Source organism: Thauera sedimentorum (assembly GCF_014489115.1).
In the GTDB taxonomy this organism is placed as follows: domain Bacteria; phylum Pseudomonadota; class Gammaproteobacteria; order Burkholderiales; family Rhodocyclaceae; genus Pseudothauera; species Pseudothauera sedimentorum.
Window position 1 is genome coordinate 706460 of record NZ_JACTAH010000002.1, and the last position, 15117, is coordinate 721576.

At 71.4% G+C, this 15117-nt stretch carries 16 protein-coding genes and 1 tRNA gene; 10 read left to right on the forward strand and 7 right to left on the reverse strand.

The window, feature by feature from the left end; translation table 11 throughout:
• Positions 1-153 precede the first annotated feature (153 nt).
• The gene (locus IAI53_RS13070) at positions 154-855 is read right to left on the reverse strand and encodes an RraA family protein (protein WP_187718622.1); all 702 of its coding nucleotides are present in this window, start codon (positions 853-855) and stop codon (positions 154-156) included.
• A gap of 168 nt (positions 856-1023) precedes the next feature.
• Here IAI53_RS13070 and IAI53_RS13075 point away from each other — a divergent pair, with 168 nt between their 5' ends.
• From IAI53_RS13075 to IAI53_RS13095, 5 genes are all read left to right on the forward strand, one after another.
• Positions 1024-1404: an MbcA/ParS/Xre antitoxin family protein gene (locus IAI53_RS13075; protein ID WP_187718623.1), complete on the forward strand. Its 381-nt coding sequence runs from the start codon at positions 1024-1026 to the stop codon at positions 1402-1404.
• The gene (locus IAI53_RS13080) at positions 1364-2098 is read left to right on the forward strand and encodes an RES family NAD+ phosphorylase (RefSeq protein WP_222948298.1); all 735 of its coding nucleotides are present in this window, start codon (positions 1364-1366) and stop codon (positions 2096-2098) included. Before IAI53_RS13075 ends, IAI53_RS13080 begins: the two co-directional genes overlap by 41 nt.
• 87 nt (positions 2099-2185) lie before the next feature.
• On the forward strand, positions 2186-4168 hold the full coding sequence (gene selB, locus IAI53_RS13085; protein WP_187718624.1) for a selenocysteine-specific translation elongation factor: 1983 nt from the start codon (positions 2186-2188) through the stop codon (positions 4166-4168).
• A 183-nt stretch (positions 4169-4351) separates the two neighbouring features.
• On the forward strand, positions 4352-5425 hold the full coding sequence (ada, locus tag IAI53_RS13090; RefSeq protein WP_187718625.1) for a bifunctional DNA-binding transcriptional regulator/O6-methylguanine-DNA methyltransferase Ada: 1074 nt from the start codon (positions 4352-4354) through the stop codon (positions 5423-5425).
• Positions 5422-6360: a DNA-3-methyladenine glycosylase family protein gene (locus tag IAI53_RS13095; RefSeq protein ID WP_187718626.1), complete on the forward strand. Its 939-nt coding sequence runs from the start codon at positions 5422-5424 to the stop codon at positions 6358-6360. Before ada ends, IAI53_RS13095 begins: the two co-directional genes overlap by 4 nt.
• Here IAI53_RS13095 and IAI53_RS13100 read toward each other — a convergent pair.
• Positions 6341-7072 carry a S1 family peptidase gene (locus tag IAI53_RS13100; protein ID WP_187718627.1) on the reverse strand — a complete coding sequence of 244 codons (732 nt, stop codon included), beginning with the start codon at positions 7070-7072 and terminating at the stop codon, positions 6341-6343. The two genes, IAI53_RS13095 and IAI53_RS13100, sit on opposite strands and share 20 nt — an antisense overlap.
• A 96-nt stretch (positions 7073-7168) precedes the next feature.
• On the opposite strand from IAI53_RS13100, the gene IAI53_RS13105 reads away from it, so the two are divergent.
• The 4 genes from IAI53_RS13105 to IAI53_RS13120 all read left to right on the forward strand — a co-directional run bounded on the left by IAI53_RS13105 (position 7169) and on the right by IAI53_RS13120 (position 8749).
• Positions 7169-7633, forward strand: coding sequence for a DUF3617 domain-containing protein (locus IAI53_RS13105; RefSeq protein WP_187718628.1), 465 nt, complete (start codon positions 7169-7171; stop codon positions 7631-7633).
• A 127-nt stretch (positions 7634-7760) separates the two neighbouring features.
• A tRNA-Sec gene (locus tag IAI53_RS13110) sits at positions 7761-7857 on the forward strand.
• Between the two features lie 29 nt (positions 7858-7886).
• Positions 7887-8360, forward strand: a complete 474-nt coding sequence (locus IAI53_RS13115) for a glycine cleavage system protein H (RefSeq protein WP_187718629.1) — start codon at positions 7887-7889, stop codon at positions 8358-8360.
• Entirely contained in the window at positions 8360-8749 is a 390-nt protein-coding gene (locus IAI53_RS13120; RefSeq protein ID WP_187718630.1) for a DsrE family protein, read from the forward strand. The genes IAI53_RS13115 and IAI53_RS13120 overlap by 1 nt, the downstream gene beginning before the upstream one ends.
• 9 nt (positions 8750-8758) lie before the next feature.
• Here IAI53_RS13120 and IAI53_RS13125 read toward each other — a convergent pair whose 3' ends face one another.
• The 5 genes from IAI53_RS13125 to gatC form a co-directional block, all read right to left on the reverse strand.
• Entirely contained in the window at positions 8759-9835 is a 1077-nt protein-coding gene (locus tag IAI53_RS13125; protein ID WP_187718631.1) for a YeeE/YedE family protein, read from the reverse strand.
• 208 nt (positions 9836-10043) lie between these two features.
• Positions 10044-11513, reverse strand: a complete 1470-nt coding sequence (gene gatB, locus IAI53_RS13130) for an Asp-tRNA(Asn)/Glu-tRNA(Gln) amidotransferase subunit GatB (protein ID WP_187718632.1) — start codon at positions 11511-11513, stop codon at positions 10044-10046.
• A gap of 24 nt (positions 11514-11537) precedes the next feature.
• Positions 11538-12047 (reverse strand): hypothetical protein, encoded by a 510-nt coding sequence (locus IAI53_RS13135; protein WP_187718633.1) that lies wholly within the window; start codon positions 12045-12047, stop codon positions 11538-11540.
• 3 nt (positions 12048-12050) lie between these two features.
• Complete coding sequence (gene gatA / locus IAI53_RS13140; protein ID WP_187718634.1) at positions 12051-13499, reverse strand: Asp-tRNA(Asn)/Glu-tRNA(Gln) amidotransferase subunit GatA; 1449 nt, start codon at positions 13497-13499, stop codon at positions 12051-12053.
• 40 nt (positions 13500-13539) lie between these two features.
• Positions 13540-13827, reverse strand: a complete 288-nt coding sequence (gene gatC / locus IAI53_RS13145; RefSeq protein WP_187718635.1) for an Asp-tRNA(Asn)/Glu-tRNA(Gln) amidotransferase subunit GatC — start codon at positions 13825-13827, stop codon at positions 13540-13542.
• Between the two features lie 198 nt (positions 13828-14025).
• Here gatC and IAI53_RS13150 point away from each other — a divergent pair, with 198 nt between their 5' ends.
• A complete protein-coding gene (locus tag IAI53_RS13150; RefSeq protein WP_187718636.1) occupies positions 14026-15069 on the forward strand; it encodes a rod shape-determining protein in 1044 nt (347 codons plus the stop codon).
• Positions 15070-15117 lie beyond the last annotated feature (48 nt).

Here is a 15117-nt window from a genome sequence, read left to right on the forward strand (position 1 = left end):
AAAGGTTTCCGAGATGTTGGCCGGGGCTGGGTGGGTCCGCATGAAGTGTGGCGCCGGGCTCCTGAAAGCGGGTTCGCAGCGTCGGGCTGTGCGTCAAGCGCCAGCGAGTCCTTTACGAAGACCGCCCCATGCGCATCGGCACCGCCGGCCCGGTCAGTCGGGCGTGCCTGCGGCCCGTTCCTGGTACGAAAAGCCGCTACGCAGCACCGCGTCGATGTCGACCAACTCGCCGATGGTGGCACCGGCCTTGAGGCGCGCCTGTACCGCCTGTTCCGTCTCCAGCAAGCGCTGCGCGCGTGCCAGCACCGCGCCGGCTTCGGGGCGCGGCACCACGACCACGCCATTGCCGTCGATCGCCACCAGATCCCCGGGCGACACCGGCACGCCGGCGCACTGCACCGGCACGTTCACCTCGCCGTAGCCGGCCACCGCGCCGACGTTCGGCACGATGCCGCGGCACAGTACCGGGAAGCGCAGCTTGCGGATCTCCTCCACGTCGCGACAGGCGCCGTCGATCACCGCGCCGAGCACGCCACGGTTGAGCGCCGACAGGGTCATGTTCTCGCCCCAGAACGCGGTATTGACCGAGCCGTGGGCGTCGATCACCACCACGTCGCCCGGCTGGCAGAGGTCGATCGCCTTGAAGGCCGCGGCCAGGTCGGCGGCCAGGGTCTTCACCGTGACCGCGCTGCCCACCAGGCGGATGCCGTCGAACAGCGGCCGCATGTCGGCGCTCATCGCGTTGAGGCGTCCCATGCAGTCCGACAGCAGGCAGGTGATCGAATCGTTGGCGAGCAGCGCCCGGTAGGCGGCCACCGTCTCCGCATCGACGCGCTCGATCTGTGTGTTGATCATGTTTCCTCCCCGGGGCGTCGGCCCCCTCGACCGGCGTCCGCCGTCGCGGCCGCACCCGCTTCCAGTCTAGTGCGTGGTGCGCGAAACGATGGCACGTTCGGCACCTGCCGTCCGGTTTGCGTGAGAAAGGTATGAGTAGTAATCTTTCCTCAGACAGCAGGAGCGTCCATGTCCGCCATCACCCACCCCACCGCCGATCCCGCCACTGCCGCCGCGGTGCTCAGCAAGGCCGTGGCCCGCGCCGCCGAACGCCTCGGCCTGTCGCGCGCCCTGCTCGCCCGCGTGCTCGGCGTCAGCCCGGCCACCGTCACCCGGCTCTACGCCGGCAGCTACCGCCTGGAGCGCAGCCGCAAGGAATGGGAGTTCGCCGTGCTGCTGGTACGCCTGTTCCGCTCGCTCGACTCCATCGTCGGCGAGGAGAGCGCCGCGCGCGCCTGGCTCAACAGCACCAACCTCGGCCTCAACGCCCGCCCCATCGAACTCATCCGTGATACCGAAGGCCTGGTCCGTGTCGTCCACTACCTGGACGCCTCCCGCGGTCGCGTCTGAGGCCCGCCCCTGGGCCCAGGCCGCCTGGCGCATCGTCGAGGCCCAGCACGTCGCCTCCACCATGAAGCTGGTCGACGACGCGGCCGAGCAGGACCTCCTCGAAGCCCTGCTGGAAGAAGGCAAACCGCCGCTGCCGCCGGAAGCCGCCGGCCTGGACTACCTGCTCGCCACTCCCTTCCGCTATGACCCGCCGCGCCCCGGCTCGCGCTTCCGCGCCGCCACCGACCCCGGCGTGTTCTACGCCGCCCAGCACGTGCGCACCGCCTGTGCCGAACTCGCCTACTGGCGCTGGCGCTTCCTGATCGACGCGGTCGACCTCGAGCGCCTGGAGCCGGTGGCCCACACCGCCTTCCGCGTGCGCATCGCCACCAAGGCGGTCGACCTGCGCCGCCCGCCCTTCGACCGCGACGCCGCCGCGTGGACCGACCCGCTCGACTACCGCGCCACCCAGGCCTTCGCCGCCGTGGCGCGCCAGGCGGGCATCGGTGCCATCGTCTACCGCTCGGTACGCGACCCCCGCCCCGCCTGGTGCGTGGCCCTGCTCACCCCCACCGGCTTCGCCGCCCCGCGTCCGGAACCGAGGCGCCAGACCTGGTGGATCGCGGTGCAGCGGGATGCGGTGGTGTGCCGGCGGGAGGACGAGGTGTTGGAGTTTGCGGCGGGGGATTGGGCGAGCGGCGGATTGGCGGAGTAGGCTGACGACCAGTCGGCTGCCATCCCTCCGGTCCGATCAGATTGAGCACGGGGTAAACTGCTCCGACCGCGTTCCCAGGACTCCTCCATGCTTATCGGCACCGCCGGCCACATCGACCACGGCAAGACCACCCTGGTACGCGCGCTCACCGGCGTCGATACCGACCGCCTGCCGGAGGAGAAGAAGCGCGGGATCACCATCGAGCTGGGCTATGCCTATGCGCCGCTGCCGGCGGCGGCGGGTGAGCCGGCGGGGGGGCTGGCCTTCATCGATGTGCCGGGGCATGAGAAGTTCGTGCCCACCATGCTCACCGGCGCGGCGGGCGTCGACTTTGCGCTGCTGGTGGTGGCGGCCGACGACGGGGTGATGCCGCAGACCCGCGAGCATCTGGCCATCCTGCAGATTCTCGGGGTGGCGCGCGGGGCGGTGGCGATCACCAAGTGCGACCGGGTCGATGCGGCGCGCATTGCGGCGGTGGAAGCCGAGGTGCGCGCGCTGCTGGCGCGCACCCCGCTGGCCGGGGTGCCGGTCTTTCCGGTGGCTGCGGCCGGCGCCGAGCGCTTCCAGCTCGATGCGCTGCGCGACCATCTGGTCGCCGCGGCGCGTGCCGAGCCGGCGCAGCTGCCACCCGGCGCGGGTTTCCGCCTGGCGGTGGACCGCCACTTCGCGGTGGCCGGCGCGGGCACGGTGGTGACCGGCACCGCCTACGCCGGCCGGCTGCGGGTGGGCGACCGGGTGCTGCTGGCGCGCGGCGATGGTTTTCTGCGCGAAGTGCGGGTGCGCGGCCTGCATGTGAACAACCGCGCCGCGGACGAGGGCCGCGCGGGCCAGCGTTGCGCGGTGAATCTGGTCGGTGTCGAGCACCGCGAGGTCGAGCGCGGCGACTGGTTGTGCGTGCCGGCGCTGGCCCGCCCCACTGACCGCCTGGACCTGCGCCTCAGCCTGCTGGCGGATGCCCCGCGCACGCTGGGGCAGTGGAGCGCCGTCACTTTGCACCACGCGGCAGGCCAGGCGCAGGCGCGCCTCGCGCTGCTGGACGACGCGCTGGAAGCCGGTGGCCTCGCGCCGGGCGGCAGCGCCCTGGTGCAGGCGGTGCTGGACCGCCCCATCCTCGCCTGCTGGGGCGACCGCGTGGTGATCCGCGACGCTGCTGGCCGCCTGACCCTGGGCGGCGGGCGTGTGCTGGACCCCTTCCCGCCCGCGCGCCATCGCCGCCGTCCGGCACGCCTGGCCCTGCTCGGCGCCCTGGAACACGCCGACCCGGCCGCCCGCCTGGCCGCGCTGCTGGCCGCCGCACCCTACGGGCTGGATGCGGCGGAGCTGGCCGCGGCGCACAACCTGGACGCCGATGCCTGGCTCGCCGCCCTGCCCGCCGGTGCGGCGTTGCGGGTGGACACCGCGCGCGGCGCGCAGCTCTTCGACCCGGCGGTGTGGGCCGGTCTGTGCGAGCGTGTGCTGATGCGCCTCGTCGCCCACCACGAGCAGTTTGCCGACGAGCCCGGCGTGGAGCGCGAGCGCCTGCGCCGCATGGCGCTGCCACAGCTCGCCTCGCCGGCCTTCCTTGCCCTGCTCGAAGCCCTGCTGGCCGAGGGCCGGTTGGCGCGTGCCGGCTCTGCCTGGCACCTGCCCGGGCACACCGTGGAACTCTCGCCCGCCGAGCGCGAGCGCGCCGACCGCCTGCTTGCCCTGCTGGCCGACGGGCGCTTCGATCCGCCCTGGGTGCGCGACCTGGCCACCGCCACCGGCTTTGCCGACGCCGATGTGCGCCGCCTGCTGCGCCAGCTCGCCGCGCGCGGCGAAGCCTTCCAGGTGGTGCGCGACCTGTTCTATCCGGCCGCCGTGGTGGCCGAGCTGGCGGGCATCGCCGGCGAATTGGCGGCGCAGGACGAGGGGGGGCGCATCCGCGCCGCGGCCTTCCGCGACCGCATCGGCGGCGGGCGCAAGCGCGCGATCCAGATCCTCGAGTTCTTCGACCGAGTGGGCTACACCCGCCGGGTGGGCGAGGGCGCCCGCCGCGCTCACCTGATCCGCGGCGAGGCGCCGGTGCTCCTTGAAGCCGCGGCGCTGTAGGAGCGGCCTTGGCCGCGATGCGGCTTCCGGTTTCTTGTAGGCGGTATCGCGGCCAAGGCCGCTCCTACCCGGGTGCCGGAGCGCATGCCGGGCGGGGTCCTGAATTCGACCGCAAGCGCCGGGGTGCCGGCGCGGCACTGGCGGGCTAGAGTTCGGTCAACGCCAAGCCCTCCCGAGACGGCCATGACCCAACAGATTTCCCCGACCCTTGCCGACCAAGCAACCGACCCGCGCTGGGCCGCGGTGCTGGCGCGCGACCCGGCGGCCGACGGGCGGTTCTTCTACGCGGTGAGCACCACCGGCGTGTATTGCCGGCCGAGCTGCCCCTCGCGCCGCGCGCGGCCCGAGCACGTGCGTTTCTTCGATTCCGCCGACGAGGCCGAGCGCGCGGGTTTCCGCGCCTGCCGGCGCTGCCGCCCGCGCCAGCCGTCGGCGGCCGCGCAGCAGGCGGCGCTGGTGGCCGAGCTGTGCCGCTACATCGATGCGGCCGAAACGCCCCCCACGCTGGACGAACTGGCCGCGCGTGCGGGTCTGAGTCCATGGCACCTGCACCGCGTGTTCAAGGCCGCGACCGGCCTTACCCCGCGAGCCTGGGCCGCCGCCCGACGCGCCGAGCGGATGCGTGCTGCCTTGCGAGGGACGCCCAGCGTGAGCGAGGCGATCTATGAGGCCGGCTACAACTCCGGGGGGCGTTTTTACGCCGATGCCGACCAGCGCCTCGGCATGACCCCCGGCGCCTACCGCGCTGGCGGCGCGCAGGCCGAGATCCGCTTCGCCTTGGGCGAATGCTCGCTGGGCAGCATCCTGGTGGCGCAGAGCGCGCGCGGGGTGTGTGCGATCTCGCTGGGCGACGACCCGGAGGCGTTGCTGCGCGAGCTGCAGGACCGTTTTCCCGCGGCCACGCTGATCGGCGGCGACGCGGACTTTGAAGTGCTGGTGGCGCAGGTGGTCGGGCTGGTGGAGGCGCCGGGCACTGGCGCGGAGCTGCCGCTGGATCTGCGCGGCACCGCCTTCCAGCAGCGCGTCTGGCAGGCGCTGCGCGAGATTCCCGCCGGGCAGACGGTGAGCTACGCGGAACTGGCGCGACGCATCGGCGCCCCGGCCGCGGTGCGCGCGGTGGCCGGCGCCTGTGCGGCCAATACCCTGGCGGTGGCCATCCCCTGCCATCGTGTGGTGCGCAGCGACGGCGGCCTGGCCGGCTACCGCTGGGGGGTGGCGCGCAAGCGTGCCTTGCTGGAACGCGAGGGCGCCGGGTGAGCACCGCGGACGGCCCCGCGCTGGCCTGCCGTCTTGCGCTGCCGGCGGGTTTCCGCCGCGCCGACGTGCTCGCCCTGCATGGCCGCGACCCGTTGCAGACCGCGGAATGTGTCGAAGGCGCCGGGCTGCGCAAGGGCATCGCCTGGCGTGGACGGCCCGCCTGCCTGGCGATCCATTTCCATACCGGCCATGCGGTGGCCGAACTGGCGCTGGACGGCACCGCCGAGGCCGACGACCCGGCAGCGCTCGCGGCCATGGCGCGCCGCATGCTCGGCCTGGACCAGCTGGTGGAGGACTTCGAGCGCCGCCATCGCCACCATGCGCAACTGGGCGCGCTGATCGCCGCGCAGCCGGGCCTGCGGGTGCCGCAGACGGCCACGCCCTTCGAGGCGCTGAGCTGGGCGGTGACCGGGCAGCAGATCAGCGTGCGTGCGGCGGTGGCGGTGCGCGGGCGGCTGATCCGCGCGGCCGGCGTGCAGCACAGCAGCGGGCTGTTCTGCTACCCGGACGCCCACCGGCTGGCGACGATGGATGCGGACGCGCTGCGCGCCGCCGGTTTGTCGCGCGGCAAGGCCGAGACCTTGCTGGCCCTGGCGCATGCGGTGGAGGCGGGGGCGCTGCCGCTGGACGAGTGGCTGGCCGGCCCCGCGCCGGCCGATGAGATCCGTGCCCGCCTGCTGGAAGTGCGCGGCATCGGCCCGTGGACCATCGACTACGCGCTGCTGCGCGGCTTCGGCCACCTGGACGGCTCGCTGCACGGCGACGTGGCGGTGCGCCGCGGCCTGCAGCGCCTGCTGGGCAGCGCGGAGGCGCTCGGCGCGAATGCGGCGCGCCAGTGGCTGGAACCCTTCTCGCCCTGGCGCGCGCTGGTGGCCGCCCACCTGTGGGCGGTCGCCGCCAGCGCGGAACAGGTGCTCAGGCCCCGGTCAGCGTGAGCAGGATGTCGGCGTACCAGGCGCAGTTCAGCCCCAGCGCCTCGTCGGCAACCAGGTCGCGCCCGCCCACGTCCAGCCGGGCCGAATGCACGCCGAGCAGCAGCCAGGGCAGGTCGCCGCCGTCCGCGTCCGGCCCCGCCCTGCGCATCACCACCGGCGCGCCGCTGGTGCCGCGATGGGTGCGGGCATCGGTGAGGAAGTAGCCCTGGCCCTGGAAGCGCAGGCCGAAGGACGATGCGATCACCGCCTGGCGTACCACCGGCAGGTGGTGCAGGGTGTCGCGAAAGCCGAGCGGAAAACCGACCACCAGCAGCGAACTGCCGACCTCGACCTGGTCCAGGCGGCCGAGCAGGTGCTGCGGGCTGAAGGCGCGATAGAGCGTGGTCGGCGGCAGGGCGGCGCGCTCCACTTCCAGCACCGCCACGTCGATCTCGCCGGCGGCATCCACGCCCTGGCGCCACAGCGGCGTGCCGTCGCGATAGAGCGGCAGCGAGAAGCCGGTGGCGCTGGCGATGTTGCCGGCGTCGTCGTGCAGGTCGATGACCACGCGGTCGGGGTGGTGCGCGGTGGCCTCGTCGTGCAGCACATGCCGGCTGGTGACCAGGAAGAGGCGCCCGTCGCGCTCGAAGAAAAAGCCGCTGGCGTTGGTCAGCGGCTGCTCGCCGGCATAGGTGCCGACCGGCACGGTGGTGAGCAGCAGGGCTTCGATCATGGCGGCAGGCTCCCGGCGGCTGAATTGATCCAGAGCATACCGCCCGGGCGCGCAGCGTGCTCGAATCGCCCCATTTCACCAACTGGATCGCCGATCATGCGCCCCGTCTCCGCCCTTGCCCTGCTGACCCTCCTTCAACTGCCGCTGCCGGCGCTCGCCGATGCGCCGCAGCGTATGCACGGGCTGTGGGAGGTCAGCGTTGCCGAAGCCGGCGTGTCGGCGCGCAGCTTCCATATCTGCGTCGGCGCGGACGACCAGGTGTTCGCCCAGGTCGACCCGGCTGCCGGCGACTGCGGCCCGGCCACCTGGCGGCGCGAGGGCCACTACCGGCACGTGGCGCAGAGCTGCAAGGGCGCTGGCGGTGAAACGATGCGCAGCGGCCGTTTCGGTGGCGACTTCCATTACAACTACCAGGGCGAGCTGCATGTGCGTGCCGTCGGTGCGCAGGGCGACCGCGTGCTGCAGGTGGAGGCCCGCCGGCTGGCGCCCTGCAAGAACCTCAAGCCCGGCGAGTTCGTGGCCAAGGGCCAGAACGGGGTGAATCTGAACCTGGGGCAATAGAGCCCGCAACGACCCCTCGTAGGAGCGGCCTTGGCCGCGATGCAGCCTCCGGGAAACCACCGCCGCAATCGCGGCCAAGGCCGCTCCTACACATGGGGAAGCGGTTACAATCCGGCGCAGGTGTCACGGAAGAGAGGCGTTCCCCGGTGGGGCGACCGGTCTTCAAAACCGGGTGGGGCCGTCAGCCGGCCCCAGGTGGGTTCGACTCCCATTCTCTTCCGCCACCGCCCCGCCACTGCATCTTGCCGACACCATGGCCGAACTGCGCGGCTGCCCCTTCCCCGACGATCTGCTCTACCACCCCGACACCCACCTGTGGTTCGCCGCCGAGGGCGAGGGCGTGTACCGCGTCGGCGTCACCCCCTTCGGGGTGGCGATCGCCGGCGAGATCCTGCTGTTCACGCCCAAGCGCACCGGCCTGAAGCTGGAGCCGGGGCGGGCCTTCGGCCTGCTGGAGGCCGGCAAGACGGTGTTTCCGGTGAAAAGCCCGGTGGCGGCCGAGATCGTCGACGCCAACCCGGCACTTGCCGTCTCGGCGCGGGCGATGAACGCGGATGCCTACGCTGCCTGGCTGGTGAAGCTGCAGCTCGACCCGGCCGCCGCCGCCGCGCTGCTGCCGTGGGCGGATGCGCGTGCCGGCATCGAGGCGCAGATGGATCTGTGGCGCTTCGACGACCTGGCGGCCTTCCAGGCGCCGCTCGTCGGCGAAGGCGCCAAGGGGCTGTGATGGCCGAGCGCCTCGCCATCCTGGTGTGGGCGGCGGACCCGTCCGTACCCCACCTGTGCGCCACGCCCTTCTATTTCGCCGCGGCGGCGGCGGCGATGGACGCCGAAGTCGAGATGTACTTCACCGCGCGCTCGGTGCAACTGCTCGAGCGCGGCGTGGCCGAAGGACTCTACGCCGACGGCGCCCCGGATGCGCCCGGGCGCCGCTCGGTGGCCGATTTCCTCCGTGAGGCGCACGGCTTTGGCACCCGCCTCTATGCCTGCCCGACCGCGATGCAGGCCCACGGTGTATCGGCCGACGCGCTGCGCGAGGAAGTGCAGGGCCAGGCCGGGGCCGCCGCTTTCATCGGCCGCACGCTGGACGAGGGCTGGCGAACCCTGAGCTTCTGAGCCCGGTCGTCAGACCGGTGTGGTGGCGGCCTGCGTCGCCCAGTAGCGGTCGGCCAGCCAGTCGGTGAATGCCGCCCCGCCCCACATGCCGAACAGCGTCACCCAGGCGGTGACCGCGAACACCGCGGCGCCCGACACCCCCGCGCCCACCGCACAGCCGCCGGCGAGCATGCCGCCGAAGCCCATCAGCACCGCGCCGACGATGTAGCGGCGCATCGCGTGGCCGCCCTGGAAGCCTTCCAGCTTGAGCTCGCGGAAGAGCAGCGCGGCGAGGAAGGAGCCGAGGAACACGCCCGGCACCATGCCGAGGTCGAAGTTGAGCAGCTGGCCGGGCGGGGAGAGCACCAGCATCAGCATGTCGGCCGAGGGGCCGGTGAAGGACAGGCTCTTGACCGGGGTGGGGTCGAAGGTGAGGCCGGCCATGCGCCAGGTGAACCACCAGGCCAGCGCCACCATGACGCCGGTGCCCAGGCCGCCGACCCAGCCCCAGGCGCCGATGCGGTGGCGCACGGCGAAGAAGGCGCCGGCGGCCAGCCACAGCAGGCCGAAGAGCAGCCCGCCGCTGTTGCCGATGCCGGCCAGGGCGAGCAGGTCGCGCGCGGTGCCGCCGTCTATGGTCCACAGATTGCCGAGCGCCTCGCGCAGCGGGGAGAGCATGCCGCCCATCGAGGCCTGCGCGGCCACCGCGAAGATCAGCCCGGAGAGCAGGGCGCGCAGGTTGCCGTTGGCGGCCAGCACCAGCAGGCGGCTGGAACAGCCGCGGGCGAGGATCATGCCGGCGCCGAACAGCAGGCCGCCGATCAGCGCGCCCGACAGGCTGCCCCGGCTGGCGAGCTGGCGCACGTTGCCGGTGGAGAACTGCTCGCCGAGCACCAGGATCTGGGTGAGCACGACCGCGGCGGAGAAGGCGAACAGCCAGATCGCCAGCTTGGGGCCGAGCTGGCCGCGCGCCACCTCGATGACCGCCGCGCGCAGGCAGAAGCGCGAGCGCTGGGCGAAGAAACCGAACAGCGCGCCGATGGCGAGCCCGCCGAGCGCGAGCGCGCGATCCTCGCCGAGCGATTCGATCAGTGCTATCAGGTCCACCGCATCCGCCTCCTGCGCCACATCCGTTCGCCGGGGCGAACAGGATCAGCATTCAAGAATATAAGAATGCGACAGGACGTGCGACAAGGTATTGATGCCGCTCAAGGGCGGAGGAGTGGAGGGGGGCGGTAGGAGCGGCCTTGGCCGCGATGCGGCCTGGGGAAGACCAAGCGCCGCATCGCGGCCAAGGCCGCTCCTACAATCGGGGTCAGCCGCCGAGCTTGGCGCGCAGGATCTCGTTGACCTGCGCCGGGTTGGCCTTGCCGCGGCTGGCCTTCATGACCTGGCCGACCAGGGCGTTGAAGGCCTTTTCCTTGCCGGCGCGGAATTCCTCCACCGACTTCGGATTGGCAGCCAGCACCTCGTCCACGATGGCTTCGATGGCGCCGCTGTCGGTGACCTGCTTGAGGCCCTGGGCGTCGATGATGCGGTCGGCGGCATCGGCCCCGGTGCCGCCGTCGCCGTTCCACAGCGCCTCGAACACCTTCTTGCCGATGTTGTTGGAGATGGTGTTGTCGGCGATGCGGCGCACCAGGCCGGCCAGCTGGGCGGGAGACACCGGCGAATCGGCGAGGTCGAGCTCGGCCTTGTTGAGGCGCGCGGCGAGGTCGCCCATGACCCAGTTGGCGCAGGGCTTGGCGAGCGCTGTGCCGGCCGCGTCCACCGTGGCCTGGAAGTACTCGGCCATCTCCTTGCTGGCGGTCAGCGTGGTGGCGTCGTAGGCGGACAGGCCCAGTTCATCGACGAAGCGCGCCTTCATGGCGCCGGGCAGCTCGGGCATCTCGCCCTGCACCCGGGCGATCCACTCGGGCGAGATCACCAGCGGCAGCAGGTCGGGGTCGGGGAAGTAGCGGTAGTCGTGCGCGTCTTCCTTGCTGCGCATCATGCGGGTCTCGCCGGTGTCCGGGTCGAACAGCACGGTGGCCTGCTGGATCTTGCCGCCATCTTCCAGGGTGTCGATCTGCCACTGCACTTCGTAGTCGATGGCCTGCTGCAGGAAGCGGAAGGAGTTCAGGTTCTTGATCTCGCGCCGCGTGCCCAGCGGGCCGCCGGGGCGACGCACCGAGACGTTGGCGTCGCAGCGGAAGGAGCCTTCCTGCATGTTGCCGTCGCAGATGGCTATCCAGCGCACCAGCGCGTGCAGCGCGCGCGCGTAGGCCACGGCTTCGGCCGAGGAGCGCATGTCGGGCTCGGAGACGATCTCCAGCAGCGGGGTGCCGGCACGGTTGAGGTCGATGCCGCTCATGCCGTGGAAGTCTTCGTGCAGGCTCTTGCCGGCGTCCTCTTCCAGGTGTGCGCGGGTGAGATTCACCGTCTTCTCGTAGGCCTTGTCACCCTCGCCGACGCGGATGGTGATCGTGCCGCCCTGCACCACCGGCAGCTCGAACTGGCTGATCTGGTAGCCCTTGGGAAGATCCGGGTAGAAGTAGTTCTTGCGCGCGAAGATGCTCTTGGGCGCCACCGTGGCGCCGATCGCCAGGCCGAAGCGGATGGCACGCTCGACCGCGCCGCGGTTCAGCACCGGCAGCACGCCGGGCAGGGCGATATCCACCGCGCTGGCCTGGCGGTTGGCCTCCGCGCCGAAGGCGGTGCTGGCGCCGGAGAAGATCTTGCTGGCGGTATTGAGCTGGGCGTGGACTTCCAGCCCGATGACGACTTCCCAATCGGTTCTGCTCATGGTCGTTTCCGTTGTTGCGTGCGGTCAGTGGCAGCGACCGCTAGACCGATCCACCAGGATCGGCCAGACATAATCGAAGGTGCCGCTGCTGCAGCGGCTGGCGCATTCGGCGAAGGCCACGGTGACCTGCGCGCCCTGTTCCCACATGCGCACCGTGCAGCCGTCGGCGGCGCGCAGTTCGACGTGCGGTTCATGGCGTACCTGGCGGAAACCATTCAGGTCGAAGCGGCAGCTGCCGCGGCGCGGCACATCCACGGTGGCGGCAAAGTCGCGCACCTCGGCCTGCACGACGTCGAGCCGCGTGCTGGCGGCGTAGCCGGCCTCGTCGGTGAAGCGGCAGTCGGCCCGCACGTTGAGCGGGCGCACCGGCATCGGCCGCAGACGGCCGCGGGCGGCAGAGGGCTCCGCCGGCACCACGATGCCGCTGTCCGGCGCGGGTGCCGGCGTTGGCCGCGGCGTGGCGCAGGCGCCGAGCAGCAGCGCGGCGAGCGCAACGGCGGGAGCGGGCCGGAGGCCGAAGCCGTTGAGGCGCATCGCTCAGCCCGGCCGGCGGGCGTGCCAGTCGGTGGCCTGCTGATAGCGGTGTGCCGCGTTCAGCAGGCGGTTCTCGGCGAAGTAGTCGCCGATCAGTTGCAGGCCCACCGGCAGGCCGTCCGCGCCGAAGCCGGCCGGGTGCGACAGACCGGGCAGGCCGGCGAGGTTCACCGCGATGGTGTAGATGTCCGACAGGTACATCTGCACCGGATCGTCGCTCTTCTCGCCGATCGCCCAGGCGGTGGTCGGGCTGGTGGGGCCGGCGATCACGTCGCATTGGGTGAAGGCGGCGCGGAAGTCCTCGGCGATCAGGCGGCGCAGCTTCTGCGCCTTGAGGTAGTAGGCGTCGTAGTAGCCATGCGAGAGCACGTAGGTGCCTACCAGGATGCGTCGCTTCACTTCGGCACCAAAGCCCTGCGCACGGCTCTTTTCGTACATGTCGGCCAGGTCGCCGTATTCGGCGGCGCGGTGGCCGTAGCGCACGCCGTCGAAGCGCGACAGGTTGCTGGAGGCTTCCGCCGGGGCGATCACGTAGTAGGCGGGAATGGCCAGCTGGGCGTTGGGCAGGCTCACTTCCACGGTGGTGGCGCCGAGCTTGCGGTACTCGGCCAGCGCGGCATCCACCGCGGCGCGCACGTCGTCGGCCATGCCAGGGCCGAAAAATTCCTTGGGCAGGCCGATGCGCAGGCCGTCCAGTGGGCGGTCGAGCTCACGCGTGTAGTCCTCGGCCGGGCGCTCCAGGCTGGTGGAGTCGCGCGGGTCGAAGCCGGCCATTGCGGTGAGCAGGGCGGCGCAGTCGGCCGCAGTCGCCCCGAAGGCGCCGGCCTGGTCGAGCGAGGAGGCGTAGGCCACCATGCCGTAGCGCGAGCACACGCCGTAGGTGGGCTTGATGCCGGTGACGCCGGTGAGTGCGGCGGGCTGGCGCACCGAGCCGCCGGTGTCGGTGCCGGTGGCGATCGGCGCCAGGCGCGCGGCTACCGCCACCGCCGAACCGCCCGAGGAGCCGCCGGGAATGCGGTCGGTATTCCAGGGGTTGCGGGCCGGGCCGTAGTGCGAGTTCTCGTTGCTCGACCCCATGGCGAACTCGTCCATGTTGGTCTTGCCCAGCATGACCGCGCCGGCGGCCTTGAGCAGGGCGACCACGTGGGCGTCGTAGGGGCTGACGAAGTTGGCGAGCATCTTCGAGCCGCAGGAGGTGAGCACGCCTTCGGTGCAGAACACGTCCTTGTGGGCCAGCGGGATGCCGGTGAGCGGACCGGCCGTGCCGGCGGCGATGCGCGCATCGGCCTCGCGGGCGGCGGCCAGCGCGCCGTCGCGGTCCACGGTGATGAAGGCATTGAGCGTCGGATTGGCGGCGTCGATGCGGTCGAGGAACAGGGTGGCCAGTTCGACGGCGGAGATTTCGCGCGCGTCGAGCGCACGGCGCAGTTCGGAGAGCGGGGCGTTGATCATTATTGGAGGCGGTTCGGAACGGGCGGGCGCGCGGGGCGGCTTACTCGATGACCTTGGGCACCAGGTAGAGGCCGTTCTCGGTCTGCGGGGCGACGCGCTGGAAGGCTTCGCGGCGGTCGGTTTCGCTGACCGCGTCGTCGCGCAGCCGGGTGGCGACGTCCTGCGGATGGCTCATCGGCTCGACGCCGGTGGTATCGACCGCCTGCATCTGTTCGATGAGGCCGAAAATGCCGTTGAGCTTGGCCTGGGTGGCCTCGGCGTCGGCGTCGGTGAGTTCGATCCGGGCGAGCCGCGCGACCTGCCGGACCTGTTCGAGGGAAAGCGACATGAGGTAACAAAACCTGCTTAAGCCACAAAGGTTTGTAGGTTATCATAACCGCCTTTGGGCCCGCTCGGCCGCCCGCTCCCCGCGCACCGGGGTGCAGCGGCCCCCGGCCCGTTTTGCTATCGCGTCGCACGATCGGTTTTCTGTACCGTAGCCGCTCACGCCACCCAACGCCACCCTACCGGTTTCGGACTTCATTCCATGTTCGGTTTTCTGCGTTCCTATTTTTCCAACGACCTGGCCATTGACCTGGGTACCGCGAACACGCTGATCTACGTGCGCGGCAAGGGCATCGTGCTGGACGAACCCTCGGTGGTGGCGATCCGCACCGAAGGCGGTCCCAATGCCAAGCGCACCATCCAGGCGGTCGGCCATGCGGCCAAGCAGATGCTCGGCAAGACCCCGGGCAACATCACCGCAATCCGCCCGATGAAGGACGGCGTGATCGCCGACTTCGTGGTCACCGAACAGATGATCAAGCAGTTCATCAAGAAGGTGCACGACTCGCGGCTGTTTTCCCCCTCCCCGCGCATCATCATCTGCGTGCCCTGCGGCTCCACCCAGGTCGAGCGCCGCGCGATCCGCGACGCCGCCCTGGCGGCCGGCGCCAGCCAGGTGTTCCTGATCGAGGAGCCGATGGCCGCTGCGATCGGCGCCGGCCTGCCGGTCTCCGACGCCACCGGCTCGATGGTGGTCGACATCGGCGGCGGCACCACCGAAGTGGGCGTGATCTCGCTGGGCGGCATGGTGTATGCCGGCTCGGTACGGGTGGGCGGCGACAAGTTCGACGATTCCATCGTCAACTACATCCGCCGCAACTACGGCATGCTGATCGGCGACACCACCGCCGAGAACATCAAGAAGGAAATCGGCTCCGCCTTCCCGGGTTCGGAAGTGCGCGAGATGGAGGTCAAGGGCCGCAACCTGGCCGAGGGCATTCCGCGCTCCTTCACCATCTCCTCCAACGAGATCCTCGAAGCGCTCAACGAGCCGCTCAACCAGATCGTCTCCGCGGTCAAGATCGCCCTGGAACAGACCCCGCCGGAACTGGGCGCGGACATCGCCGACCGCGGCATGGTGCTGACCGGCGGCGGCGCGCTGCTGCGCGACCTCGACCGCCTGCTGATGGAAGAGACCGGCCTGCCGGTCATCGTCGCCGACGAGCCGCTGACCTGCGTGGCGCGCGGCTGCGGCCTGGCGCTGGAGAAGATGGACAAGCTGGCGTCCATCTTCGCCTCCGAGTAATACCCAAGACCACCGCGCGGCGGAGAGCCCTGCCTCCGCTGCCGCAAG

Excerpts from the sequence above, each read along its gene's own strand:
- selB (WP_187718624.1), top strand. The coding sequence starts at position 2,186 with ATGCTTATCGGCACCGCCGGCCACATCGACCACGGCAAGACCACCCTG.
- IAI53_RS13150 (WP_187718636.1), top strand. The coding sequence starts at position 14,026 with ATGTTCGGTTTTCTGCGTTCCTATTTTTCCAACGACCTGGCCATTGAC.
- gatB (WP_187718632.1), bottom strand. The coding sequence starts at position 11,513 with ATGAGCAGAACCGATTGGGAAGTCGTCATCGGGCTGGAAGTCCACGCC.
- IAI53_RS13105 (WP_187718628.1), top strand. The coding sequence starts at position 7,169 with ATGCGCCCCGTCTCCGCCCTTGCCCTGCTGACCCTCCTTCAACTGCCG.
- IAI53_RS13075 (WP_187718623.1), top strand. The coding sequence starts at position 1,024 with ATGTCCGCCATCACCCACCCCACCGCCGATCCCGCCACTGCCGCCGCG.
- IAI53_RS13135 (WP_187718633.1), bottom strand. The coding sequence starts at position 12,047 with ATGCGCCTCAACGGCTTCGGCCTCCGGCCCGCTCCCGCCGTTGCGCTC.
- IAI53_RS13100 (WP_187718627.1), bottom strand. The coding sequence starts at position 7,072 with ATGATCGAAGCCCTGCTGCTCACCACCGTGCCGGTCGGCACCTATGCC.
- ada (WP_187718625.1), top strand. The coding sequence starts at position 4,352 with ATGACCCAACAGATTTCCCCGACCCTTGCCGACCAAGCAACCGACCCG.
- gatC (WP_187718635.1), bottom strand. The coding sequence starts at position 13,827 with ATGTCGCTTTCCCTCGAACAGGTCCGGCAGGTCGCGCGGCTCGCCCGG.
- gatA (WP_187718634.1), bottom strand. The coding sequence starts at position 13,499 with ATGATCAACGCCCCGCTCTCCGAACTGCGCCGTGCGCTCGACGCGCGC.
- IAI53_RS13115 (WP_187718629.1), top strand. The coding sequence starts at position 7,887 with ATGGCCGAACTGCGCGGCTGCCCCTTCCCCGACGATCTGCTCTACCAC.
- IAI53_RS13070 (WP_187718622.1), bottom strand. The coding sequence starts at position 855 with ATGATCAACACACAGATCGAGCGCGTCGATGCGGAGACGGTGGCCGCC.
- IAI53_RS13120 (WP_187718630.1), top strand. The coding sequence starts at position 8,360 with ATGGCCGAGCGCCTCGCCATCCTGGTGTGGGCGGCGGACCCGTCCGTA.